Below are 23,878 nucleotides of genomic sequence, written 5' to 3'. Positions count from 1 at the left end.
GTCGGTAAAAGGAAATTCGTCCAAATACAATTAAACAAGTAAAGGTGATCATATTGAAAAAAGTAATTTTTATGGATATCGATGGAACACTTGTAAATGAACACGGAGTAGTACCTGAATCAGCGAAAATGGCCATTCAACAGGCGAGAGAAAATGGACATCAAGTATTTATTTGTACCGGTCGTTCAAAGGCAGAGTTATTTCATGATATCATGGAAATCGGGTTTGATGGGATTATTGGTGCTGCTGGGGGTTACATTGAAGTAGACGAAAAGGTCTTAATTCATGAGCGAGTTTCTACGGAAGATGTCATACATTTGGTTGAGTTTTTCAATAAGCATCAAATAGATTTTTATCTTGAGTCAAATGGAGGCTTATTTGCGAGTAAGAATTGTAAGAAGCATATACAAGGGATTATTAATAACTTTTTAGCAGAAAATCCACATGCCGAAGAAGAGGTCAAAAAGGGAATACAGCCTTTTCATGATTGCTTAATTGATGATGAGGATTTAATTCGTGAGGATATAAATAAAATTTCTTTTTTAGGGTCTAACGTTCCCATTGAAAAAATCAAGCAGGAATTCTCATCAAAATTTAATGTGATACCAAGTACGGTTCCTCTGTTTGGAGAAAATAGTGGAGAATTATCTGTACCTGGAATTCATAAGGCAGTGGCGATTGAGATATTGCTTGAGCATTTACAAGTTGATCGGGAGCACACATACGCGTATGGGGATGGTATGAACGATTTAGAGATGTTGCAATTTGTAAAATTTGGCATTGCGATGGGCAATGCGAAAGAAGCACTGAAAGAAGCAGCCGATGATATTACAGATACGCATGATAACGATGGGATTTATAATAGTTTTAAAAAATATCAATTAATATAAAACATTGTCACTTACCGTACTGGTAGCTTTATTCATGCGGATTCAAGAAAAAAGTGTGTAACGGAAGTAGTGGAAGCTACTTCCATTTTTTTTGTGATTGTTTGGGTTGATATAGTAGATAGACCTTTGGTACAGTAATTATGTAATGAATATTCAGAATACTCTGCTGGTGCAAGAAATAAGATAGTGTGAAAAAAGAATATATGTTGTAAGCGTTTACTATAAGTTGATGACATTATTACAGATAAAAAGGGAACATGAAAATAAGGGAGGGTAAAAACAAATATGACAGATGTATATATCGTAGATGGTGCACGTACGGCTTTTACGAAATTTGGTGGTGTGTTTTCACAAATGGGTGCTATGGAGCTAGGGACAGCGAGTGCCATTGAAGCACTTCATCGCTCGAAGGTGGAGCCGAATCAGATAGATCATGTAATTTATGGAAATGTGATTCATACAAGTAAAAATGCATCCTATTTATCAAGACATATCGGCTTACACAGTGGAGTTCCTCAAGAGGTTCCAGCGCTTACTTTGAATCGATTGTGCGGTTCAGGGCTTCAATCCGTTGTAACTGCTGCACATCATATTTTAGTTGGTGATGCAAGCCTTGTTCTTGCAGGAGGAGCAGAAAATATGTCGCAATCCCCCTACTCTAATTTCTCACAGCGGTTTAGCGGATCTAAAATGGGGAATCTCCAATTTGACGACATGCTGCTGGAAACATTGACCGACCAATATACAGGAAGTGGAATGGGGATGACTGCTGAAAAGCTGGCCCAAATCTATGAGATTACGAGAGAAGAGCAGGATCAATTTGCTGTAGCATCACATCAGCGAGCGGCCCAATCTGCAAGTAAGGGAATCTTAGATGAAGAAATTGTACCTGTTGAGGTGAAAACAAGAAAGGGTATTCAGATTGTTAAGACAGATGAACATATTAAGCCTGATGCAAATATAGAGGCACTTCAAGTTCTTAAATCTGCTTTTAAAATAGATGGAACCGTTACAGCCGGAAATGCCTCAGGAATTAATGACGGTGCAGCATCTCTTGTTATTGCTAGTAAAAAATTCATTCAAGAAAACCGTCTAAAATCGATTGCAAGAATTGTATCCTGGGCCGTGGCAGGAGTAGATCCAACGATAATGGGTATTGGTCCTGTTCCAGCAATTACTCAAGCGTTAAAACGTGCCAACCTTACTCTTGATGACATGGATCTAATCGAAGTGAACGAAGCATTTGCAGCACAATATTTAGCTGTTGAAAAAGCACTTGGATTAAACCGTGCGAAAACAAATGTGAATGGAGGGGCAATTGCGCTTGGTCATCCGGTTGGAGCAAGTGGAGCAAGGATTTTACTAACTGCGGCTTATGAACTAAGAAGGAGAAATGGTCAGTTTGCTGTTGTTAGCTTATGTATCGGTGGTGGCCAAGGAATTGCAATGGTAATAGAGCATAGATAATGGAAGCGTAGATATCTACGCTTTTTTTGTTTCTTCTATTAAGTAGCTAAAGATGTTAGAAACAATGTCGATATAATCCCTAGAAATATATTCAGGAGGGACTATGCTTGAAGATACAGAGTAAATTAATTGTTCTAGTTACTATTCTATTCCTATCGCTTATCGTTACAGGGATTTTATCTGTTTTTCAATTACATTCTACTAAAAACGCTTACCTTGAAATGCAGGAAGACCAAGAAATTCAATTGTTCTTGAAGTCTCTTCAGTATCGATTTACAGGAATATCTAATGATGAAAGAGCCTTTCTTCTAACAGGTGATATGGAGTTAGTTGATGGGATTGCAAAGAAAGTAGAAGAAATAGAGAGTTATTTTTCTATATTATCTTCAATGAATAGCTTAGCATCTGAGGATAAAGAGGAAATTAAAGAGATTCAAGCGAATCTTCAAACCTATTTTGAAAAAAATCAACAAATGGTCGAGTACTATACAAGTGGTGAGCAAGAAAAAGCATTAAAGATCCACATGGAAGAGGAAAGAAGTATTCGAAAAGAACTAGTAGATCCAAGCATAGAAACTTTTCTCACAAAAATAAATAAAGAAATAGAAGCTGATAAAAAGATAGTAAATGCGGATCAAAAAACAGGTTCGTTGATCCTATACATTGTAATTGGTCTATCTATTATCTTTGGAGTAATAGTAGCATTTTTCATTATTAGATCAATTGTGAAGCCTTTAAATGAGATGACTAAACGGTTGAAAGATATTGCAGAAGGTGAAGGCGATCTCACACATGTTATTCATTTAAAATCCAAAGATGAGCTAGGTGTGATGGCTAATTCGTTCAATCAGATGGTAGGGAAATTACGCGATTTAATGAAACAAGTAAGTGACAATGCAGATCAGGTGGCAGCAGCTGCTGAGCAACTAAACGTTAGCTCACAGGAAACAACAAAAGCAACGGAACAGATTGCTTCCACGGTAGAACAAGTTGCAGTAGGAACAGATCAACAAGTAATAACAGTTAAAGATACCTCGATTAAAGTGAGCGATCTATCATCAAGATTAAGTTCCATTGCTTCAAAAACTGAATGGGTTGCTAGCAATGCGTTATCAACAGCAACAGGAGCTGTTGAAGGGAACAAAGCAATTGAAGGTATTGCTGGAAAAATGGATGATATTCATTCAACTGTAGAGCAATTATCACAAGAGGTTAGAAAACTAGGAGAACGATCTGGTCAAATCAGTGAGATTGTTAAAGTAATCACTGGAATCGCTGAGCAAACGAATCTTTTAGCATTAAACGCTGCCATTGAAGCAGCGAGAGCGGGAGAAAATGGAAGAGGTTTTGCCGTTGTTTCAGATGAAGTTCGGAAATTAGCAGAACAATCTGCAGCATCCGCAAGTCAAATTTCTCAACTAATTGGCATCATTCAATCTGACACCAATCAAACATTACGTTCTATGGATGAAACAACAATTAAAGTAAATGAAGGTACATCATACATTCAACATGCTGGACAGTCGTTTAAAGAGATAGAACAATCGGTATCTGAGGTTTCTTCTGAGATCCTTAAAATGTCACGTTCAGTTCAAGAAATATCAAAGGAGACGGAACAAATGGTTGTTGCCATTGAAAAAGTAGGTGACACTTCAGAAATGACAGCGGCTGGAACCCAGAGTATGGCGGCATCAACAGAAGAGCAGCTGGCAGCAATGGATGAAATAAGTTCATCATCAAACTCTTTAGCAAAAATGGCAGAAGATCTTCAACAGTTAATAGGGAAATTTAAAGTGTAACTTAAAACAGCAGCTTCCTAGTAATGGAGGCTGCTGTTTTATTAGGTTTCCTTATGAGTGGGGAGTTCAATCACAAAAGTTGTTCCTGAATTCTCCATACTTTTGGCAGTCATTTGACCATTGTGGTTCTCAATTATTTTTAGCGAGACCGATAGGCCTAATCCTGTCCCCATATCCTTTGTTGAAAAGAATGGTTCGAAAATATTCGTCACAATAGAGGCAGGAATACCTTTCCCATTATCACTGAACGTTATCTGGATATGTTCATCTTTTAAATTAGTACAGATACTTACGGCTAGGGGAATATCCCGTTCAGCCTGTAAAGAATTTTGAAATAGATTAATAAATACCTGAAGCAACTCTTCGCGATTGCATAAGATGAAAAGATTCTCCGTATGTGGTGGTATATTAAAGTCCAGATTTACATTGTGCAGCAAAGCTTCACTTTTAAGGAAATTCCATAAGTAGTCTGTAAAGAAATGCTTAATTTGGATGCGTTCAAACACTTTTTCGGAAGGCTTTGCAATACTTAGAAAATCTGTAATAATTTTATTCGCTCGATCAATTTCCGGAATGAGTAGATTCGAAAATAATTGACCGATATCACTCCCCACCTCTTTTTCAAGAAATTGGAGGTACCCACGTACAGTTGTTAGAGGATTTCTTATTTCATGCGCGATACCAGCCGCAATTCGCCCTGCTAGTACTTGTTTTTCAGCCGTTTTTATCTTTTCCTCCATAAAAAAGCGGTCTGTCATGTCACGTAGTTGTCCGTACGCTCCAATGACCTTCTCACCCTCATATATCGGTTGTGCATCAAAAAGACAAATAATTGGGTCTCCTAAAGCACTTTGAAAAATGACTTCTTTACTATCATAAATTTCCTCCATAGTAAGGACATTCTTGAAATAGTCTCCTAAAATGGGAAGTTCATAAATATTTGTAAAAGGTTTATCAAAAATTTGCTTAGCAAAATCAGTAAATTCTAAAATCATCCCATTTGCATTAGAAATAATGATTCCGTTTCTAGCTCCATTTATTAATACTTGATTAAAGATATTAAGCTTACGATTTTGTTTTCTTAAAAGCAATTCTCTCTCAATGGAATCCACTAATTGGGTAAGCATTGGCAAAAATAAGGGATTGTGAAAAGCAACAGGGACCATGATATTTACACTACCTAATAGATTATCCTCATCTGTGTAATGAAAAGGAGCGCCATAGCACGCCATTTCATGAAGAAAGGTGTGGTAATGGTCCTCTCCCACTAACTGAACGGGATGCTTGTGTTCTAACGCCAAACTAACTACATTCGTTCCTGTATCTTCTTGTCTAAATAAACTTCCCAAGTGAATACCAAATTGATCAATAGTAGACTTTATGAGGTCGTCACCTGCCAGGTCTAATAAGTAACCTTCTGAATCCGAAATAGCGATGAAAATTGGCGTTTCTTGTAAAGTGAAAATCAGTTTTTCTGAAAAGAAACGAACAACGGACAGTATTTCTCTATACGCTTCTTGTCTTTTTTGAACCTCTAATTTGGATAAAGTTACTCTGGGACGAACGATCTCATTTGGATCCATCCCGATTTCTTTACACTTCCTCTTTGAAAGTGTGATATAACGTGGTTCCTTTTCGTTCATCGAATAGCACCTCAAAAATAATAAATGCAAATTGTATTATAACATGAAATATGTATCTTTTATCCTAGTGATTTGCCACATAGGAGGAATTTAAATAGATGTGCACAATTAACGAGAAAATCGAGCTAGAGTAAAAGGCGCAATCGGTAGCGCGTTCATGTTATAATGGACAAAAAGAACATAGACATCATTATTAGGTTAGTAGACAAATCACGTGATGGTTTTTAAAGGAAGGTATCTATGGTAGAAGAAAACATTACAAGAATTCATCTTGACGGAAAAGAATACATACTTATTGGGACCGCCCATGTGTCGAAGCATAGTGCAGAGCAGGTGAAGGAGGTTATTGAAACTGAGAAACCTGATGCTGTCTGTGTAGAGTTGGATAAGCAAAGATATCAATCGATTACGGATGGAAATAAGTGGAAAGAAATGGATATCATACAAGTGATTAAGGAAAAGAAAGCTTCCTTATTGTTAATGAATTTAGCTATTTCTTCCTTTCAAAATCGGATGGCTAATCAATTTGGCATAAAAGCAGGACAGGAAATGATTCAAGGAATTGAATCAGCGAAAGAAACAGGCGCAACACTTGTACTCGCCGATCGGAATATCCAAATTACCTTTGCTAGAATTTGGGGTGGAATTGGCCTTAAAGGGAAAGCGCTTCTTTTAAGCCAAGTGATCGCAGGTATTTTTAGTAAGGAAAGTATTACGGAAGAAGAATTGGAAAAAATGAAAAGTCAGGATACGCTTCAAGCGATCCTTAATGAATTTACGGAAACCTTTCCGCGATTAAAGAAACCTCTTATCGATGAACGAGATCAATATCTTGCACAAAAAATAAAAGAGGCGCCAGGGGAGAAAATTGTTGCCGTACTTGGAGCAGCACATGTACCTGGAATCAAGGAAGAAATTAAAAAAGAACAGGACTTAACAAAGCTAACATCTGTCCCCCCTAAATCAAAATGGCCAAAAATCATTGGCTGGAGTATTCCTGTGATGATCTTAGCAATCATTGCGTATACGTTTATCGCGAACCCGCAGGCAGGGTTATCTCAAACGTTCAGTTGGATTTTGTGGCATGGTGGGTTATCAGCATTAGGAGCAGCAATTGCACTCGGACATCCATTGACGGTTTTAATCGCCTTTTTGGCAGCTCCGATTACATCCTTAAACCCAGTTCTCGCATCAGGCTGGTTTGCCGGACTTGCCCAAGCTTATGTCAGACGCCCAAGTGTTAAAGATTTTGAAACACTGTCTGAAGACGTGTTTAGTGTAAAAGGATTTTGGAAAAACAAAGTTAGCCGAATCTTGCTAATTGTTGTATTATCAAACCTTGGAAGTACACTAGGAACAGTCATTGGCGGAGCAGATGTCATCCGAGTGTTCTTCGAGAACTTATAATATAGGAAGATGAAGATCCGAAGGGGGTCTTCATCTTTTTTATTATTTTGGGCGGGAGCAATTGTTACGGTTTCGTCACTTAGATATTCAGAATTTAGTGGATAGGGGGAAGTAAATTAAGCTATGTAAAATTGGTACTCTATTTATCTGACAGGAAAGAACAGAATTCTTTCCATTTAAAAAAATAAAAATGGTGTATAATGGAAAGTACCATGACAGTAGGTGAGAATTCTATATGAAAATACGAAAGCTTAATACAGGGGAATCAGTCCCATTCGATTTGTTGCTTGAAGCTGATCCTTCTCGAAAAATAGTAGAAGAGTATATTAGAAGGGGAGATTGCTATATAGCTGAAGACTCCAACACAGTAGTTGGTGTTTACGTTCTACTCCCTACTAGACCTGAAACCGTTGAGCTAGTGAATCTTTCCGTTATAGAGAGTGAACAAGGGAAAGGGCTTGGCAAAAAGCTTGTTTTGCACGCTATCCAGAAAGCTATAGATCGTGGATTTCAACGAATAGAAATTGGTACGGGTAATTCCAGTATTGGACAGCTGGCTCTTTATCAAAAATGTGGCTTTCGGATTGTGGGTGTAGATGTCGACTTTTTTAGTAAGAATTACCCAGAGGAAATCTACGAAAATGGTATCCATTGTAGAGATATGATTCGACTATCAAGAGATTTGTAAGAAAAAAGGGGGAGTTTTTTATGATTTTAGAAGCGGTTATGCTTCAGGTTAGAGAGGGTCTTGAAGAGGAATACGAGGAGGCATTTCGACAAGCATCCGGAATTATTTCCAGTATGAGAGGCTATCAGTCACATGAGTTACAGCGCTGTTTGGAAGTGAAGGGAAAGTATTTGTTACTTGTGAAGTGGGACACATTAGAGGATCACACAATTGGATTTCGTGGGTCAGCAGAGTACCAGGAGTGGAAACTTTTATTACACCAATTCTATGACCCGTTTCCGACAGTAGAGCATTTTAGTAAGGTTGAACATTAACTCGGAGGCAGACTATGAGGGTCCTATTAGAACTAGTGAGAATCATATTATTGTTCGGGTTTCTTGGGAGCTTGTTAGGGATGCTATTTACATTTATTTATGAATTTCTAGGAGTAAATATAGCTAATAAAGAGTGGATGGTTTCTCTTTCTATCTTTATTCTCTTATTTGTTTTATATCGGAATAGATGGCAGTTTAGTGGATGGTATAAGGGGAAGGGAAGAGAAAAGCTTCCAAAGAAAGTTACGAATGTACTTGTTTCAGGTGTAAGTTTACTTCTCATTTTAGTTCCCTTTTTAACATGAAAAGGTCCGTTACACGAAAGGGATGTATAGAAATATGCTTGTTGTTTATATTTGGAAGAGGAGTGTACAGGTTGTCTCATCAAACTATAACAAACAAAGGTCTTTTTATAAATTATAAAGCTGATTGTGAAAATTGTTTTGGTTTATGCTGTGTCGCTTTGCCATTTATCAAATCAGCTGATTTTGCAGTAGATAAAGATGGAGGGGTACCTTGTAAAAACCTTCAGGAAGATTATCGTTGCGGAATTCATGAGGGTTTACGGGGGAAGGGATATAAAGGCTGCACCGTGTATGAATGCTTTGGAGCTGGACAAAAAGTTTCTCAATTTACTTATAAAGGTAGAGATTGGCGGGAAGACAAGAATGCAGCAAAGGAAATGTTTCATGTTTTTCCAATCATGCAGCAGCTTCACGAGATGTTGTATTATTTACAGGAAGCACTTATTCTAGCAGAAACTCGTTCCATTCATAATGAGATACAAAAGGTACTAGAGGAGACGGAAGCCCTTACGAAACTAAATCCGAATTCATTAATGGATCTTAGTGTATCAAATCATCGTAAGGTCGTAAATGAATACCTTTTAAAATCAAGTGAGCTTGTTCGTCATAAAGTGAAAAAAGATAAAAATCATCAGAAAAAAGTTGGAAAAGGCATGGATTTAATTGGTGCCAAGTTAAAAGGTGCAAACTTAAAAGGTATGAGTTGGAGGGGTACTTTTCTAATTGCTGCGGACCTTCGTGAAAGTGATTTACGGTATTGTGACTTTATTGGTTCCGATTTGAGGGATGCCAATTTACATGGCGCTAATTTACAAGGCAGTATCTTTCTTACACAAGCACAAGTAAATGCCGCGGAAGGCGACAAAAATACTAAATTACCATCTCACTTAAAAGTACCGGAACATTGGTTAACGTAGGTTAACATATATCACAGGAGAATTTACAAATGATTCAGATCAGGTTGGGCGGTGTAAATTTCATTTACATTGCTTTTTTATTTATTTTTCAGTGGGAGATATATTTATGGAGATTTCTTTAATAAGGCATGGAAGATCAAAATGGGTACAGAATGATTGGATTACATTTAAACAATTTGAAGACTGGGTAACTAGGTATGATGATCATGGGGTTTATGCAGAAGAAACTTACCCGAAGGAAACGAAAAAAAAATTGGCAACAGCCATTATGGTCTATACAAGTGATTTATATAGGTCTAGGGAGTCTGCAAAATTATTAATTCCCACAGTGGATCTTGTTTCCGATTCTTTGTTCAGAGAAACAGAGTTGCCAACAATTTCAGGATTTTTCTCGAAAGTAAAATTACAGCCGAGCGGATGGGCAGTCTTGATGAGGTGCTTGTGGGTTGCGGGTTATTCTAGAAAATGTGAATCCTTTGCGGATGCAAAAAATCGAGCCAAACAAGCTGCAGAGGAACTAGTCCGTTCGGCTGAAAAATCCCAATCTGTGGTATTGGTCGGACATGGATTTTTTAATATCTTAATAGCGAAAGAACTTTTACAAATGGGATGGACAGGCGCGAAGAGACCTGCGATGAAGCATTGGCAAGTTACTACATATACTAAATGAATTTTATTGAAGGAGTTAATCAAACAGGTTTGACTCTTTTTATTTTTCAAAAAAATCTTGACCCTCACATTAGTGTTACGGTTTAGAATGGAAGTATCAAGTGTATGAAAGGAGTCTCCTCAATGAAAATCGGTGAATTATCTAAATTAACGGGGGTGAGTATTCGTTCCCTAAGGTATTATGAGGAGCAGGGAATTCTGAGTCCTACGAGATTATCAAATGGCTATCGCATATACAATGAAACTGCCGTTGACCAAGTCCATACGATCAAGTTTTATTTGGATTTAGGACTCTCCATAGATCAGATTTCTGGGTTTTTACATTGTGTTCTTAAAAATAAAGAAACCTTTTGTAAAGAAGTACTGCCGATTTACGAGGAAAAACTGGAGGAAATTGAAAAGCAGATTGAGACGCTTCAAATGATTCGATTAAATTTAATGGAACGTGTGGCAGCGATTAAAGATGACCGATAAAGGAGGAACAAGTAATGTTGGAACTAGGTCAAGAAACATTTCATGAACAAGTAGAAAAAAAGGGAGTTGTATTAGTGGATTTTGGTGCTCCATGGTGCCCTCCGTGCCGTGTGCAAGAACCGATTTTAGAGGAACTTGAAGTGAAATACGGAAGTCGTGTGGTGATTGCGAAAGTTGATGCGGATGAAGAACCTGAACTAGCATCCCAATTTGGAATTATGGGGTTGCCAACTCTATTAGTATTCAAGGATGGGGAGCTGATCAATACGATGCGTGGTCTGCATAGTAGAGAACAAATTAGTACAATCATTGATCGTTTCATCATATAACAAATATGATAAAATGATATTTATGGAAATAAAATGGCTACCTTCATGGTGGCTTTTTTACTGCTAGGGGGGGAAAATGGATGAATCGAAAGGTTGTTCTTTTCATAGCGACGAGCTTGGATGGATATATTGCCACTAATGAAGAATCACTTGACTGGCTTTTTCAAGTAGAAGGCGAAGGAGATAATGGATACTCAGAATTTTATGAAACAGTAGACACAATCCTCATGGGAAGAAGGACCTTTGACTGGGTGATGAACCAGGTAAATGGACAATTTCCGTACGTAGGAAAAGAGAGTTTTGTATTTTCAAGAAGTAAACAACCGGTGCACGATCAACATGTGAAGTTTGTTGCGGATGACGTTATTCCTTTTATAAATAAGCTTAAAGCACAACAAGGGAAGTCTATTTGGTTAGTTGGTGGAGGAGACTTGATTCACTCGTTTTTAAAAGAGAAGCTTGTGGATGAGCTCACGATTACCGTAGCTCCGGTTTTACTTGGGGCAGGGATTCCGTTATTTAAGGAATACGAGCTTGAACAGAAGCTTGAGTTAAAGGGAATTAAAAGATTCAATCAATTTGTTGAGTTGCATTATATGGTTAAAAGATAGGAAGGAAATAATGTGAAAACATATAAGTATTTATTTTTTGATATAGATGATACGTTATTAGATTTTCAAGCTACGGAGAAGGAAGCGTTACGCGCTCTCTTTGCAGAACAAAATATGGACTTAACGGCAGAAGACGAACGCAGGTATAAAGAGATAAACCAGGGTTTGTGGAATGCTTATGAAAACGGAAAGATTGATCGAGACGAGGTACTCAACACGAGATTTTCGACTTTCTTTATGCATTACGATTTGAAAGTAAATGGAAGTTTATTAGAAAGAAAGTATCGCAGTTATTTAGAGCAAGGACATCAGCTTATTGACGGTGCAATGGACTTAATTATACAATTGCAGCCTCAATATGAACTGTACATTGTAACGAATGGCGTGTCCAAAACGCAGGATAGAAGACTTAGAGACTCTGGTTTATATCCATATTTTAAGGATATTTTTGTCTCTGAAGACACAGGGTTTCAAAAGCCAATGAAGGAATTCTTTGAATATGTGTTTGACAGAATTCCAAACTATATTCCAGAACAGGGTTTGATTATCGGGGATTCTTTATCTGCAGATATTAAAGGTGGACAGATCTCTGGTCTAGATACCTGTTGGTTTAACCCGTTACGAAAAGAAAATCAATCAGGGCTTAGTCCTACTTTTGAGATTCAACAGTTAAAGGAGATACATGAGATTCTACCAAGTTTGGTGAAAACCTCATAGGAATAATAAAGGAAGTGGCGACTTGATATTAAGCTCTTCCTTTTTTTTATTTAACATGTTACTATATAGTCACATATAATAAGTGACCAAAAGGTAACATGTTATATTTAAAACCAATCTGGAAAGGATCATTGTGATGGATGACGAACTTTCGGCTCTTTTTAAAGCACTGGGCCACCCGACCCGAAGACGCATTCTTGATATATTGAAACAATCCCCAAAAACGACGGGAGAACTAAATGATTTTTTTCCCGAAGTCTCAAGATATGCGATTATGAAGCATTTATCAGCTTTGCAAGAAGGCAATCTCGTAATTGTTCGACGCGAGGGGAAATACAGATTTAATTATCTTAATGTCATTCCTTTAGAGGAAATGAACGAAAGATGGGTAGGGAAATATATGAAAAAGGATGCCCGATCACTTCTGAATTTAAAATCATTAGCTGAACAAACAGGAGGAGAACTAGAAATGGATCATTCAAATCAAGCACAAGTGTTTCGTATTGAACAAGAAGTAGTCATAAACGCACCACGGCAAGAGGTTTTTAAAGCTTTGACCGAGAAGGCAGAAGACTGGTGGGAGTTTCGTATAGCTCCAAAAGGTGTGTGCTCAACATTTTCATTTGATGCAGTACCAGGAGGACAATTTATTGAAAGATGGGGAGAAAATGATGGAGCGGTATGGGGAAATGTGTATTATGTAAATGCTCCAGAGGAAATTCGAATACATGGTCATTTAGGCATGCAAGGGGCAGTTAATAGTGCATATACCTATCGATTGACTGAAAAAGATGGTGTTACAACCCTTCAATTATCTCATACTGCTTCAGGTGTTATTGAAGAAGAATGGGAGGAATCACATAATCATGGATGGAAACATCTTCTCGGCACGTTATTAAAGAAATATGTTGAAGAAAATAATAACGTACAATAGATGATCCAATCTGAACTGGAGGAACATTATCATGGTAGACGTGTTTACAGAAATCATCATAAATCGTCCGTTAGAAAAAGTATCAACGTACGCATCCAATCCGGAAAATGCTCCAGAGTGGTATGTGAATATACAGTCGGCGGAATGGAAAACTGAAAAAACTGTAAAGAAAGGATCTCAAATTGCATTTAAGGCTAATTTCCTCGGACGAGAGCTTGCTTATATTTATGAGATTATCGAATTCCAACCAGGGGAGAAGTTAGTTATGAAGACCTCTGCTGGTCCGTTTCCAATGGAGACAATATATACATGGGAGTCTATTGAAAGTGATGTTACTCGTATGACTCTTCGAAATCGGGGAAATCCAACTGGTTTCTCTAAACTTTTCTCTCCTTTTATGACTACGATGATGAAGAAAGCGAATATGAAGGATTTGAAAAAGATCAAAAAGATACTTGAGGACTAAGAATAGCAGGTTTTACCAATAGTTATAATAGGCATTCGCCCTTCCGATCTCTTTCTATCATCATAGGATAGTATTGTAACTCTGAGGAGGTGTGAATGAATGTATAACAATAGTTTTGCGTTAATCGTTGTACTATTCATCTTGTTAATTATTGTTGGTACAGCATTTGTTGCCTAAATGGCATTGTGAATATGTAAAGAGTCAGCCATAACTGGTTGACTCTTTTTGAGTTTAATAAAATTTTGTTATTGTGTGAACGATTTTAGTATGCTATTGTATCTTTGTAACTTATTAAAGATATTTAATAAGTGTCTTGGAACGGTGGTGAATGAATAGATGAGTGACTTAATAGCAACTCCGAAATCAATGAAAAACCTCATCTTAAGGGGAATCCGATCTGGATTAATTGAACTTGGGAGTGCAACAAAAGTCGAATTAAGCAATAAATTAGGAATTAGTTTTCCTACGATTAGCAAATTTCTCGCGCAAATGGAAAAGGATGGAGAACTGTTGGTCGTTGGCCTTGATGATTCGAGTGGAGGAAGAAGAGCCAAACGCTATTCATACAATCCAGAGTTTATGCTGGGCTTGGCGATTTTTTTAGAAAGTAATGAAACCCACTATACCGTATTTAATTGTTTGGGTGAGGTAAAAGAACAAGGGAACACGTCAAGCGTACTAAAGAATAACGATTTGAGTTTATTAACCAAATGTATTCAGGGCATCATTACTGAGTATCCAAAAGTTGCCTCCATTGCGATTGGCGTACCTGGATCGGTTGATAATGGACGTATATTTTACATACCTGATTATGACCATTTACAGAACTTTGATTTAAAAGGGTATTATGAAAATCTTTTTTCTATCCCTGTCGTAATCGAAAACGATATGAATGCAGCGGTACTTGGCTACTATAAATCGCTTGAGCATATGGACAATCAGTCCCTCGTATACTTGTATTTTGGCAAGAATGGTCCAGGTGCCGGAGTTCTAATTAATGGAGACGTGGTGCGTGGGAGTTCCTTTTTCTCAGGTGAAGTATCATTTGTTCCACAGTACGAAAAACAAAACTTCTCTCAAGCCTTAGAAAATCGAGCGGCATTTCTTGATGATCATACTTTGGATGCGGTAAGTAGGTTAGTAGCTACATTTGTTGCCATAATAAACCCTCATTTGATTATTTTTTGTCATGATGAAGTGAATGAAGAAGTTCTTGAAGAGATTAAAAAGAAAAGCTCGACCTATGTTCCACGTGAACATCTTCCTCAATTAACCGAAAGCAACTGGAAACAAGACTATTTGTTAGGTTTACAGAATTTAGGGCTCGAGCTCATGATCACTAAAACAAGTAAGTAAGCAGACAAGAGAGGAGAACTTCTAATGGCAACATTTTTCTTAGTGATTATTTATTTGGCTTTTATAAGCTTAGGATTACCAGATTCCTTGTTAGGAGTTACATGGCCATTAATGAGAGCAGAATACGGAGCACCTATGGAAATGGCTGGATGGCTGTTTATGACGATTGCAGGTGCCACGATTGTTTCGAGTCTTTTTACAGGAAAAGTTCTTAATAGGTTCGGTACTGGTAAGGTGACTTTTGTTAGCTGTCTCCTGACGGCTGTAGCAATACTTGGATTTAATTTTGCACCATCAATGATTTGGCTGTTTATTTGTGCAATCCCTCTTGGTTTAGGAGCGGGTTGCGTGGATGCTGCTTTAAACAATTATGTGGCTGCCAACTATAAGGCACACCACATGAGTTGGCTTCACTGCTTTTGGGGAGTGGGGGCTACGCTTGGGCCGATTATTATGTCTTCGTTTCTTACGGGAGATCAATCATGGAGAAGTGGATATTTTACCATTGCTGGCCTTCAGTTTGGATTAGTCGTTATTCTTTTCTTAACCTTGCCGTTATGGGAAAAGGTAGCTAGTAAATCGACTAACAAACTAAACACTGAAATAGATTCTTCTATCAGTCAAACTACAAAAAATGAAAAGCCTCTTAAAATTAAGGGAGTAAAGTTAGCCATGGCTACGTTTTTATTTTATTGCGGTGCTGAAGCAGGTGTAGGTCTTTGGGGAAGTAGTTATTTGGTAAACGTAAAAGATCTGTCTGTTGGTGTAGCTGCTCAGTGGATTTCTGTATATTATGGAGGCATTACGATAGGAAGGTTCTTGACCGGATTTATTACGCTAAAGGTTGATAATAAAACATTAATTCGCTCAGGTCAGATGACAGCTCTCGCTGGAACGATCCTTATGTTATTACCCATACCATCAATCTTTTCACTTGTAGGTTTAATATTAATTGGTTTAGGCTTGGCACCCATTTTTCCATGTATGTTACACGAAACTCCAACGCGATTTGGAAAGGAACATTCTCAGACGATCATGGGTTATCAAATGGCGCTTGCGTATACGGGAAGTACCTTTTTACCACCAATACTAGGATTGGTGGCTTCTCATACAACGATAGGTATTTTTCCTTATGTGATCGTACTCTTTGCAATAGGTATGCTTTTGGCTTCAGAAAAGTTAAATAGGGTCATGATCGATAGGAAGATTTTATTAAAAAGAAATACTGAATCAACTGCTATGTAACCAATAGGGAGGAGCGGAGTGAATTGAAAATTGAGCATATAGCCATCTGGGTTAAAGATCTAGAAAAGATGAAAGCTTTTTATGAAAGATACTTTAACGGAAAGTCAAATGAAAAGTATCATAATGTGAAAAAAGGCTTTGAATCTTATTTTATTCAATACGAAAGTGGAGCGCGTTTAGAGATTATGCGCAAAGTAGGTGTGAATAAAGAAGATCAAGCTGACAGAATCGGTTGGGCACATGTCGCGTTTTCACTTGGCAGTAGAGAAAAGGTCAATGAACTTACGGAAAAGCTTCAAGAAGATGGGTATGTGCTCGTGGATGGACCACGTCTGACGGGTGATGGCTATTATGAAAGTGTAATAGAGGACCCTGAAGGGAATTTAATTGAGTTAACCGTTTAATACTTCCTTAACAAGGCTACCTTTCAGGGTGGCTTTTTTTTTCCATTATGTTGGCCTAGCTATCTTTTACCAAAACAGGCTCCAACCATTTTTGGAAACCATAAATCAATACAGCTACAAATAAGCTGAGTAAAAGAACACCAAAAGAAGTAATATTTATTAACTTGTAAATACCTAAATACTCATACCATTTGCTAATCCCAAAAGCTAATAATGAATCCATTACCAAATTTGTAAGCATGTACAGTAGAAATTTTCCATAAGTAAAGTACATGATGATCACCGTTCCAACTAAAAACAAACCGTACACAAATGTGGTTGTATTCGTGAGGAGAATAATATTCTCTTTGATTTCCCACCACTTAAATCGATCAGCAAGTTGAAAGACGAAAGTTAAAACTAGTGAACCAAATACTCCAGCAGGAAAGAACCGTTTCAATTTGTTCTTTTTTAGAAAAAATAGTAACAACCAGGGACCAAGTAGTAACGTCCATAATAAAATTTGATTGAACATGGTACACCACCTAGTGCTTTTTTACATAATATTCCCTTAATCTTTCGTATTAAGTCAATTGTATGATTTTAAATTAATTAAGAATCATTATGACCTAGCTTTCAAGTGGGGCATTTTAAAAATTTAGGCATATGATGAAATGCATGATTAATTATAAATAGATTACATGAGTAGGAGGTTGTATCTATGTACAACTACGGCAACCCATATTACTATGCCTACAATTATCAACCAGTCCAACCGTATTATTATTATGAAGATCCATCTGTTTCTACATTAAGACAACCAGTGGATTTAGGTACAAGATGGGAAGTGGAAGAAGGTGGCTGGAGAGCCGTTTGGACAAGACGAGGAAACAGCAATGTGTTTGATGGCAGATGGACGAGAGCCGGACAAACGCCAATTACCGCTGTATTGAGAATGACTGTGGACGGCAATTTCGTCTGTATTTCAAGAAGAAATAGTAGCGATGGAAACAATTGTCAGTACGTAGGCAGAATTGAAGGAAACAGAGTAGTAGGTAGCAATGTGTGTAACAGAGGCGGCGGTTCTTGGAGCGGTACGATTTTAAGAGGACCAGCAGAACCAGATTTAGGAAGAAGATGGGAAGTAGTAGAAGGTGGCTGGAGAGGAATTTGGACACGACGAGGAAATAGCAATGTATTTGATGGTAGATGGACTAGACAAGGTGCAAATCCAATAACAGCTGTCTTACGAATGCAGCAACAAGGAAACCAGGTTCGAATTGAACGTCGAAATAGCAGCGATGGAAACAACTGTACCTACACAGGTAGAATAGAAGGGCGAAGAGCATCCGGAAACTTTACATGTGACCAAGGTGGAGGAAATTGGAGTGCTACAATCACTGGATAATGAAATTGAGAAGGGCTACTAATTAGTAGTCCTTTTATTGTATAAATGGATGATCCTATTTGATAAAATGGAAATATTAGGAGGTTGGTGCTTTGATCTTGGTATTTCTAGCTTCTGTTTTCATTGTTATTTCGTTTGCTTTCTGGATTGATTGGAAAAGAAAGGAAAATAAGAATAATCCCCACATCCCAACCAACCCGAACGCGAAACCTGGAGACAGCTCAAACTATATGATGGGGGATAATAAATATACGGGTGGATCCCAATAATTGTGGTGAAACAAGTAGGAGTGGTAAATTGAATAAGTCTGACAAACTCATCATTGTAATCCATGAAATATATGGAGTTAACCAACATATTAAGACATACTGTAATCATTTTGCCAAGTTGGGATATGAGGTTTTTTGCCCTAATCTTTTAAATAAAGAACAACCCTTTCCCTATGACCAAGAAGAAACAGCATATCAGCATTTTATGAATGAACTCGGTTTTTTAATGGCTAGAGACAAGATCAATAAGATGATCAATGAATATAGGGAAAAGTATAAGAAAATTTATCTTGTCGGATTTAGTGTGGGCGCAACTATTTCTTGGCTTTGTAGTGATGATGAAGGCGTTAATGGGATAATTGGATATTATGGGTCGAGAATAAGAGATTACATGAATGTCTATCCAAAATGTCCTGTAATACTATTTTTTCCTGAAAAAGAAGAAGCTTTTCATGTAGACGATTTAATTCCTAAATTAATAGAAAAGAACGTGGAAGTAAACAAATTCGAAGGAAAACATGGATTTAGTGATCCCTTCTCTATGAAATATAATAAACATTCTGCCGAAGAAGCATTTCAAAGTGTGGTAGATTTTTTAGATAGTCTAGAGGTGCCCAATATACCCATCAATTAAACGGTCAAAAATACAGTGGAGAGGGAAAATCTCCACTGTATTTTATTCTGAAAAAGAAATAGGAGATCCCGTTGATGTGTGTTGATTCATCCATTCTAGAGAGACTTTTGAGACCGTTTGCCAATCAGAAATTTCTGATTTGTGCTGCTCAACCCAACTCATGCAGAATTGTGAGTCAATGCCGTTTTCTTCACATTGTTGTAAAAATGACTGGATACTGGATTCAGTACAATTTTCGAATGAGCCGCAGGTGGTTTGAAAAATCTTCTCCATTTTCGTTTGTTGTGCATTTTCCTGGACCATAATAATTCCTCCCATCGATATTTGTTTGCCAACTTAAGTATATCCATGTGGCAAAAAAATATTTCAAAAAATGGAATTCAATTAGTGCAATGATTCACTAAATCCTGGAATTCACTGGTCCTAAACCAGCAGTTAGAACAAAAATTCAACTGGTATCTGGAAATCCCCAGTCCTAAACAACTTTTAAAGAATCTGGTTTCGCAGTATCAATTTGATTCTATATGTAACTTTTTCATTCGGTACTGTAGACTTTGTCGACTGAGTCCAAGTAAGTTGGCTGACTTTGAAATGTTAAAGTCGTTTTTCTTTAGAACATGTTCAATATATGATCGTTCAAACAATTCCATTTGGTCCTTTAGCGGGACGGTGACATCATTGCTCTCTTTAATAAAATGGTCCACTGTTGATAAGGGAATCATCATTTCTTTCATTTGCATTTTGCTTCGATATTGGAAAGGTAAATGAGAGTATTGAATCTCTTCTTCATCCATAATAATGTTCATGGCAGCTTCAATGATATGTTCAAGTTCTCGAACATTTCCGAGCCAATCATATTCCATGAAGGATCTAGTCACTTCTTCAGACAAACCTTTTACATTCATTTGAAAACGTTCATTATACTTTTCAATAAAATGTTGAACAAGAAGGGGAATATCTTCCTTTCGATCCCTTAACGGTGGAACAAAGAGAGTGACAACTCCCAGTCGATAATACAAGTCTTTTCGTAAATGATCATTGGCAATCGCATCAATTGGGTCCTCATTAATATTGGCAATGACTCTTACATCTACCGCTGTATCCTTTGTATCACCCACACGACGAATCATTTTTTCCTGTAGAACTCGTAATAATTTGGCTTGAAGATTTAGATTTAAGGAGTTGATTTCATCCAGTAATAATGTACCGCCATTTGCTTGTTCAAATAACCCTGGTGAGTCAACAGCACCTGTAAATGCTCCACGCTTTGTTCCAAATAATAGACTTTCTATTAAATTATCGGGTAGGGCTGCACAGTTTTGTGAAATAAAAGGAGCCGAAAACCGGCTGCTTGCATTATGAATACTTTGCGCAAACAGCTCCTTTCCCGTTCCTGTTTCACCAACAATTAACACATAAGAAGAGGTTCGTGCAGCACGTTTCGCAAATTCAATTACTTCTTTAATCGCAGGACTATTGCCGATAATATGATTAAACGTAAACCGAGTCGTCCCTTTCGTATTCATATTTCCTTTTATAAGGCGTTCTAGTTTCGTGACATCATTGGCAATTTCAACGGCTCCTTGAATTTCACCATTTTTAAAAATAGGGAAGGTATTGTTGATAGTTGTAATTTCTCGACCTTTATTGTTGAAGTAGGTTTGTTTTACATTCGTGGTCTCTTTGCCTTCTTGAAGTGCTTGTACAAGAGTACTAGATTGATCGTCTTTAAACATAAACACATCTAATAGATTTTTATCTATTACATCGTGTAAATCCATTGATTCCATCTGCATCATTTTCTTGTTATAAATAATGGTCTTACCGGTTTCATCCACTGCGTGAACGCCAACCTCTACCTCGTTCAAAATTCTCTCATATAACTTATTTACATATTGAAGATACGATAATGATTTTTTAAAATTTTCCATAAGCGTTCTCCCTTGATTTAGTCCCATTACCAACTATTTAATCAAAACAAACTTCATAACGCAAAATATTTTTTGCTATTTGTGACAAAAAAACGAAAATAGTGCAAAAATTTATTGCGTTTATATAAAGAGAAACCTTTATGTGACGCCAAAATAAAAGTTGGCACGAAACTTGCATTAAACATTATGAAGAATCAAAAGGGGGAGAAAGAATGAAACCTTATACACATGAACCATTTACCAATTTTACGATTGAAAAGAATAAACTAGACTTTCAAAAAGCACTAGATTATGTTCAAACACAATTAGGAAAAGATTACCCAGTGATTATTGGAGATGAAGAAATTACAACAGAAGAAAAAATTGTTTCAATTAATCCAGCGAATAAGGAAGAGATGATTGGTACCGTATCTATGGCCAATCAAGAGCTAGCGGAGAAAGCGATGCATGCTGCTCTGACAGCATTTGAAAGCTGGAAAAAGTGGAAACCTGAGCACCGTGCAAACATATTATTCCGTGCTGCTGCAATAATGCGCCGACGTAAACATGAATTTTCTAGTTATCTAGTAAAAGAAGCAGGGAAACCATGGAACGAAGCGGATGCGGACACAGCAGAAGCCATTGATTTTCTTGAGTATTACGGGCGTCAAATGCTGAAGTTGAAGAACGGAATGGATGTGCAAAGTCGTGTAGGTGAGTACAATCAATTTCACTATATTCCACTTGGAGTAGGAGTCATTATTTCACCGTTTAATTTTCCGCTTGCAATTATGGCAGGAACGACGGTTGCAGCCATTGTCACAGGAAATACGGTGTTATTAAAACCAGCCAATTCAACACCAGTCATTGCAGCAAAATTTGTAGAGTTAATGTATGAGGCGGGACTGCCTAAGGGAGTGTTGAATTACGTACCTGGCAGTGGAGCGCAAATCGGAGATTATCTTGTTGATCATCCGAAAACTCGCTTTGTATCGTTCACGGGTTCTCGTGAAGTGGGATGCCGAATCAACGAGCGTGCAGCTAAAGTTCATCCTGGACAAATTTGGATTAAGCGAGTGATCGCTGAAATGGGTGGAAAAGACACAGTGATCGTTGATAACGATGCAGATTTAGATCTTGCTGCTGCTTCGATTGTTTACTCGGCTTTTGGCTTTTCAGGACAAAAATGCTCAGCAGGTTCACGAGCGGTAGTACACCAAGATGTGTATGAGGAAGTGCTAGAAAAAGCTGTTACCATAACAGGTAAGCTGACTGTCGGGAGTCCAGAATTACAAGAAACCTACATGGGACCTGTTATTGATGAAAAAGCATACAAAAAAATCATGGAGTATATCGAAATCGGCAAACAAGAGGGCATGCTAATGGCCGGTGGTGAAGGAGACGATTCTAAAGGATTCTTCATAAAGCCAACCATCTTTGCCGATGTAGATGAAAAGGCGCGATTGATGCAAGAAGAAATCTTTGGCCCCGTTCTAGCATTCTGTAAAGCTCGTGACTTTGACCATATGATGGAGATCGCAAATAATACGGATTACGGACTAACTGGTGCCCTTATCTCTAACAATCGAGAGCATATCGAACGAGCTAGAGAAGAATTTCATGTTGGTAATCTTTATTTCAACCGAGGTTGTACAGGTGCCATCGTTGGCTATCAACCTTTTGGTGGATTTAATATGTCAGGCACAGACTCTAAAGCTGGTGGACCTGATTATTTACTGTTGCATATGCAAGCAAAAACAACATCAGAAACTCTATAAAACAAGGAGGTAACACAATGAATCAAACAACTTCTAAAACTACTAATATTATTGAACAAACTCAAAAATTTGGAGCAAACAATTATCATCCGCTACCAATCGTAATTGAAAAAGCAGAAGGTGTGTGGGTGGAAAATCCGGAAGGCGATCGTTATATGGATATGTTGAGTGCTTACTCAGCAGTGAATCAAGGGCATCGTCATCCGAAAATCATCCAAGCCCTGAAGGATCAAGCGGATAAAGTCACACTAACGTCACGTGCCTTTCATAATGATCAGTTAGGACCTTGGTATGAAAAGATTTGTAAGCTAACGAAAAAAGACATGGCACTGCCGATGAATACTGGGGCAGAAGCGGTAGAAACCGCCCTAAAAGCTGCTCGTCGCTGGGGCTACGATGTGAAAGGGATTGCTGAGAATCAAGCAGAAATCATTGCATGCACAGGTAACTTCCATGGAAGAACTCTTGGAGCAGTGTCCTTATCATCAGATCCGGAGTACAAGCGTGGATTTGGTCCACTTTTACCAGGGATTACGTTAATTCCGTACGGGGATCTAGAAGCGCTAAAGGGAGCCATCACCCCAAATACTGCCGCATTCTTAATGGAACCAATTCAAGGAGAAGCGGGAATTCTTTTACCACCAGAAGGGTTCTTAAAGGCTGCATCTGACTTATGTAAAGAACATAATGTATTGTTTATTGCAGACGAAATTCAAGTTGGCCTCGCGCGTACAGGAAAAATGTTTGCATGTGATTGGGAGGAAGTGGAGCCAGATATCCTTATTTTAGGGAAAGCACTGGGTGGGGGAGTATTCCCAATCTCTTGTGTGGTCGCAAACTCCGATGTTTTAGGAGTATTCAATCCAGGTTCGCATGGATCTACATTTGGAGGAAATCCACTGGCTTGTGCCGTTTCACTTGCTTCTCTTGAAGTTATTGAGGAAGAAAATTTAGCTGAGCGTTCCCTCGAGTTAGGGGAGTATTTCCTGAATCAACTAAAAACGATCAACAATCCGAAGATAAAAGAAATTAGAGGGAAAGGGTTGTTTATCGGTGTGGAACTTACTGAAGGAGCTAGACCATATTGTGAGCAACTAAAGGAAGCTGGTTTGTTGTGTAAAGAAACCCATGAAACGGTTATTCGTTTTGCGCCACCATTAATTATAACAAAGGAAGAAATCGATTGGGCGTTTGAAAAAATTCAAAACGTGTTAGGTTCTTAATGTCAATCGTTAACCAATATTACTAAATCGACGAGGGGTAGA

28 protein-coding genes are annotated in these 23,878 nt (G+C 37.8%); 24 read left to right on the top strand and 4 right to left on the bottom strand.

Annotated features, from left to right (window positions below; translation table 11 throughout):
* Positions 1-50: 50 nt before the first annotated feature.
* From ACGLXV_RS14465 to ACGLXV_RS14455, 3 genes are all read left to right on the top strand, one after another.
* A complete protein-coding gene (locus ACGLXV_RS14465) occupies positions 51-890 on the top strand; it encodes a Cof-type HAD-IIB family hydrolase (RefSeq protein WP_391559185.1) in 840 nt (279 codons plus the stop codon).
* Between the two features lie 285 nt (positions 891-1,175).
* A complete protein-coding gene (locus ACGLXV_RS14460) occupies positions 1,176-2,357 on the top strand; it encodes an acetyl-CoA C-acetyltransferase (protein ID WP_391559182.1) in 1,182 nt (393 codons plus the stop codon).
* Between the two features lie 107 nt (positions 2,358-2,464).
* Positions 2,465-4,156 carry a methyl-accepting chemotaxis protein gene (locus tag ACGLXV_RS14455; protein ID WP_391559181.1) on the top strand — a complete coding sequence of 564 codons (1,692 nt, stop codon included), beginning with the start codon at positions 2,465-2,467 and terminating at the stop codon, positions 4,154-4,156.
* 41 nt (positions 4,157-4,197) lie between these two features.
* Here the strand turns inward: ACGLXV_RS14455 and ACGLXV_RS14450 are convergent, their stop codons facing one another.
* Entirely contained in the window at positions 4,198-5,799 is a 1,602-nt protein-coding gene (locus ACGLXV_RS14450) for an ATP-binding protein (RefSeq protein ID WP_391559179.1), read from the bottom strand.
* Between the two features lie 240 nt (positions 5,800-6,039).
* Here ACGLXV_RS14450 and ACGLXV_RS14445 point away from each other — a divergent pair, with 240 nt between their 5' ends.
* From ACGLXV_RS14445 to ACGLXV_RS14370, 16 genes are all read left to right on the top strand, one after another.
* Positions 6,040-7,206 (top strand): TraB/GumN family protein, encoded by a 1,167-nt coding sequence (locus ACGLXV_RS14445; RefSeq protein WP_391559178.1) that lies wholly within the window; start codon positions 6,040-6,042, stop codon positions 7,204-7,206.
* Between the two features lie 235 nt (positions 7,207-7,441).
* Entirely contained in the window at positions 7,442-7,894 is a 453-nt protein-coding gene (locus ACGLXV_RS14440; RefSeq protein ID WP_391559177.1) for a GNAT family N-acetyltransferase, read from the top strand.
* Positions 7,895-7,914: 20 nt separating this feature from the next.
* Positions 7,915-8,208 (top strand): antibiotic biosynthesis monooxygenase family protein, encoded by a 294-nt coding sequence (locus ACGLXV_RS14435; protein WP_391559176.1) that lies wholly within the window; start codon positions 7,915-7,917, stop codon positions 8,206-8,208.
* A gap of 14 nt (positions 8,209-8,222) precedes the next feature.
* Positions 8,223-8,513, top strand: coding sequence for a hypothetical protein (locus ACGLXV_RS14430; protein WP_391559175.1), 291 nt, complete (start codon positions 8,223-8,225; stop codon positions 8,511-8,513).
* A 71-nt stretch (positions 8,514-8,584) separates the two neighbouring features.
* On the top strand, positions 8,585-9,430 hold the full coding sequence (locus ACGLXV_RS14425; RefSeq protein WP_391559174.1) for a pentapeptide repeat-containing protein: 846 nt from the start codon (positions 8,585-8,587) through the stop codon (positions 9,428-9,430).
* 106 nt (positions 9,431-9,536) lie between these two features.
* Complete coding sequence (locus ACGLXV_RS14420) at positions 9,537-10,100, top strand: histidine phosphatase family protein (protein WP_391559173.1); 564 nt, start codon at positions 9,537-9,539, stop codon at positions 10,098-10,100.
* A 122-nt stretch (positions 10,101-10,222) separates the two neighbouring features.
* Positions 10,223-10,573: a MerR family transcriptional regulator gene (locus tag ACGLXV_RS14415; protein WP_391559172.1), complete on the top strand. Its 351-nt coding sequence runs from the start codon at positions 10,223-10,225 to the stop codon at positions 10,571-10,573.
* 14 nt (positions 10,574-10,587) lie between these two features.
* Entirely contained in the window at positions 10,588-10,902 is a 315-nt protein-coding gene (trxA, locus tag ACGLXV_RS14410) for a thioredoxin (protein ID WP_391559171.1), read from the top strand.
* 80 nt (positions 10,903-10,982) lie between these two features.
* A complete protein-coding gene (locus ACGLXV_RS14405) occupies positions 10,983-11,513 on the top strand; it encodes a dihydrofolate reductase family protein (RefSeq protein WP_391559170.1) in 531 nt (176 codons plus the stop codon).
* 12 nt (positions 11,514-11,525) lie between these two features.
* Complete coding sequence (locus ACGLXV_RS14400) at positions 11,526-12,230, top strand: YjjG family noncanonical pyrimidine nucleotidase (RefSeq protein ID WP_391559169.1); 705 nt, start codon at positions 11,526-11,528, stop codon at positions 12,228-12,230.
* A gap of 136 nt (positions 12,231-12,366) precedes the next feature.
* Positions 12,367-13,164: an SRPBCC domain-containing protein gene (locus tag ACGLXV_RS14395; protein ID WP_391559168.1), complete on the top strand. Its 798-nt coding sequence runs from the start codon at positions 12,367-12,369 to the stop codon at positions 13,162-13,164.
* A gap of 31 nt (positions 13,165-13,195) precedes the next feature.
* The gene (locus ACGLXV_RS14390; protein WP_391559167.1) at positions 13,196-13,630 is read left to right on the top strand and encodes an SRPBCC family protein; all 435 of its coding nucleotides are present in this window, start codon (positions 13,196-13,198) and stop codon (positions 13,628-13,630) included.
* Between the two features lie 99 nt (positions 13,631-13,729).
* Positions 13,730-13,807 carry a YjcZ family sporulation protein gene (locus ACGLXV_RS14385; protein ID WP_084362022.1) on the top strand — a complete coding sequence of 26 codons (78 nt, stop codon included), beginning with the start codon at positions 13,730-13,732 and terminating at the stop codon, positions 13,805-13,807.
* A 159-nt stretch (positions 13,808-13,966) separates the two neighbouring features.
* On the top strand, positions 13,967-14,986 hold the full coding sequence (locus tag ACGLXV_RS14380) for an ROK family transcriptional regulator (RefSeq protein WP_391559166.1): 1,020 nt from the start codon (positions 13,967-13,969) through the stop codon (positions 14,984-14,986).
* 24 nt (positions 14,987-15,010) lie between these two features.
* Entirely contained in the window at positions 15,011-16,231 is a 1,221-nt protein-coding gene (locus ACGLXV_RS14375) for an MFS transporter (protein ID WP_391559165.1), read from the top strand.
* A gap of 23 nt (positions 16,232-16,254) precedes the next feature.
* Positions 16,255-16,635 carry a VOC family protein gene (locus ACGLXV_RS14370; protein WP_391559164.1) on the top strand — a complete coding sequence of 127 codons (381 nt, stop codon included), beginning with the start codon at positions 16,255-16,257 and terminating at the stop codon, positions 16,633-16,635.
* A 55-nt stretch (positions 16,636-16,690) separates the two neighbouring features.
* Here the strand turns inward: ACGLXV_RS14370 and ACGLXV_RS14365 are convergent, their stop codons facing one another.
* Positions 16,691-17,149 carry a hypothetical protein gene (locus tag ACGLXV_RS14365; RefSeq protein ID WP_119707881.1) on the bottom strand — a complete coding sequence of 153 codons (459 nt, stop codon included), beginning with the start codon at positions 17,147-17,149 and terminating at the stop codon, positions 16,691-16,693.
* Between the two features lie 186 nt (positions 17,150-17,335).
* Here ACGLXV_RS14365 and ACGLXV_RS14360 point away from each other — a divergent pair, with 186 nt between their 5' ends.
* From ACGLXV_RS14360 to ACGLXV_RS14350, 3 genes are all read left to right on the top strand, one after another.
* Positions 17,336-18,022, top strand: coding sequence for a hypothetical protein (locus ACGLXV_RS14360; protein ID WP_391559163.1), 687 nt, complete (start codon positions 17,336-17,338; stop codon positions 18,020-18,022).
* Between the two features lie 92 nt (positions 18,023-18,114).
* Entirely contained in the window at positions 18,115-18,291 is a 177-nt protein-coding gene (locus ACGLXV_RS14355; protein ID WP_391559162.1) for a hypothetical protein, read from the top strand.
* Positions 18,292-18,319: 28 nt separating this feature from the next.
* Entirely contained in the window at positions 18,320-18,925 is a 606-nt protein-coding gene (locus ACGLXV_RS14350; RefSeq protein WP_391559161.1) for a dienelactone hydrolase family protein, read from the top strand.
* 42 nt (positions 18,926-18,967) lie between these two features.
* Here the strand turns inward: ACGLXV_RS14350 and ACGLXV_RS14345 are convergent, their stop codons facing one another.
* Positions 18,968-19,228: a hypothetical protein gene (locus tag ACGLXV_RS14345; protein WP_391559160.1), complete on the bottom strand. Its 261-nt coding sequence runs from the start codon at positions 19,226-19,228 to the stop codon at positions 18,968-18,970.
* Positions 19,229-19,434: 206 nt separating this feature from the next.
* The gene (locus tag ACGLXV_RS14340) at positions 19,435-20,856 is read right to left on the bottom strand and encodes a sigma-54 interaction domain-containing protein (protein ID WP_391559159.1); all 1,422 of its coding nucleotides are present in this window, start codon (positions 20,854-20,856) and stop codon (positions 19,435-19,437) included.
* 212 nt (positions 20,857-21,068) lie between these two features.
* Between ACGLXV_RS14340 and pruA the strand changes: the two genes are divergently transcribed.
* Both pruA and ACGLXV_RS14330 read left to right on the top strand, forming a co-directional pair.
* A complete protein-coding gene (pruA, locus tag ACGLXV_RS14335; RefSeq protein WP_391559158.1) occupies positions 21,069-22,613 on the top strand; it encodes an L-glutamate gamma-semialdehyde dehydrogenase in 1,545 nt (514 codons plus the stop codon).
* A 17-nt stretch (positions 22,614-22,630) separates the two neighbouring features.
* Positions 22,631-23,836: an ornithine--oxo-acid transaminase gene (locus ACGLXV_RS14330; protein ID WP_391559157.1), complete on the top strand. Its 1,206-nt coding sequence runs from the start codon at positions 22,631-22,633 to the stop codon at positions 23,834-23,836.
* Positions 23,837-23,878: the final 42 nt, after the last annotated feature.

The sequence above is a fragment of the Robertmurraya sp. genome, assembly GCF_036676585.1.
In the GTDB taxonomy this organism is placed as follows: domain Bacteria; phylum Bacillota; class Bacilli; order Bacillales; family Cytobacillaceae; genus Robertmurraya_A.
Note: the sequence above shows the minus strand (reverse complement) of the source record. Positions and strands in the feature narration are given on the sequence as shown.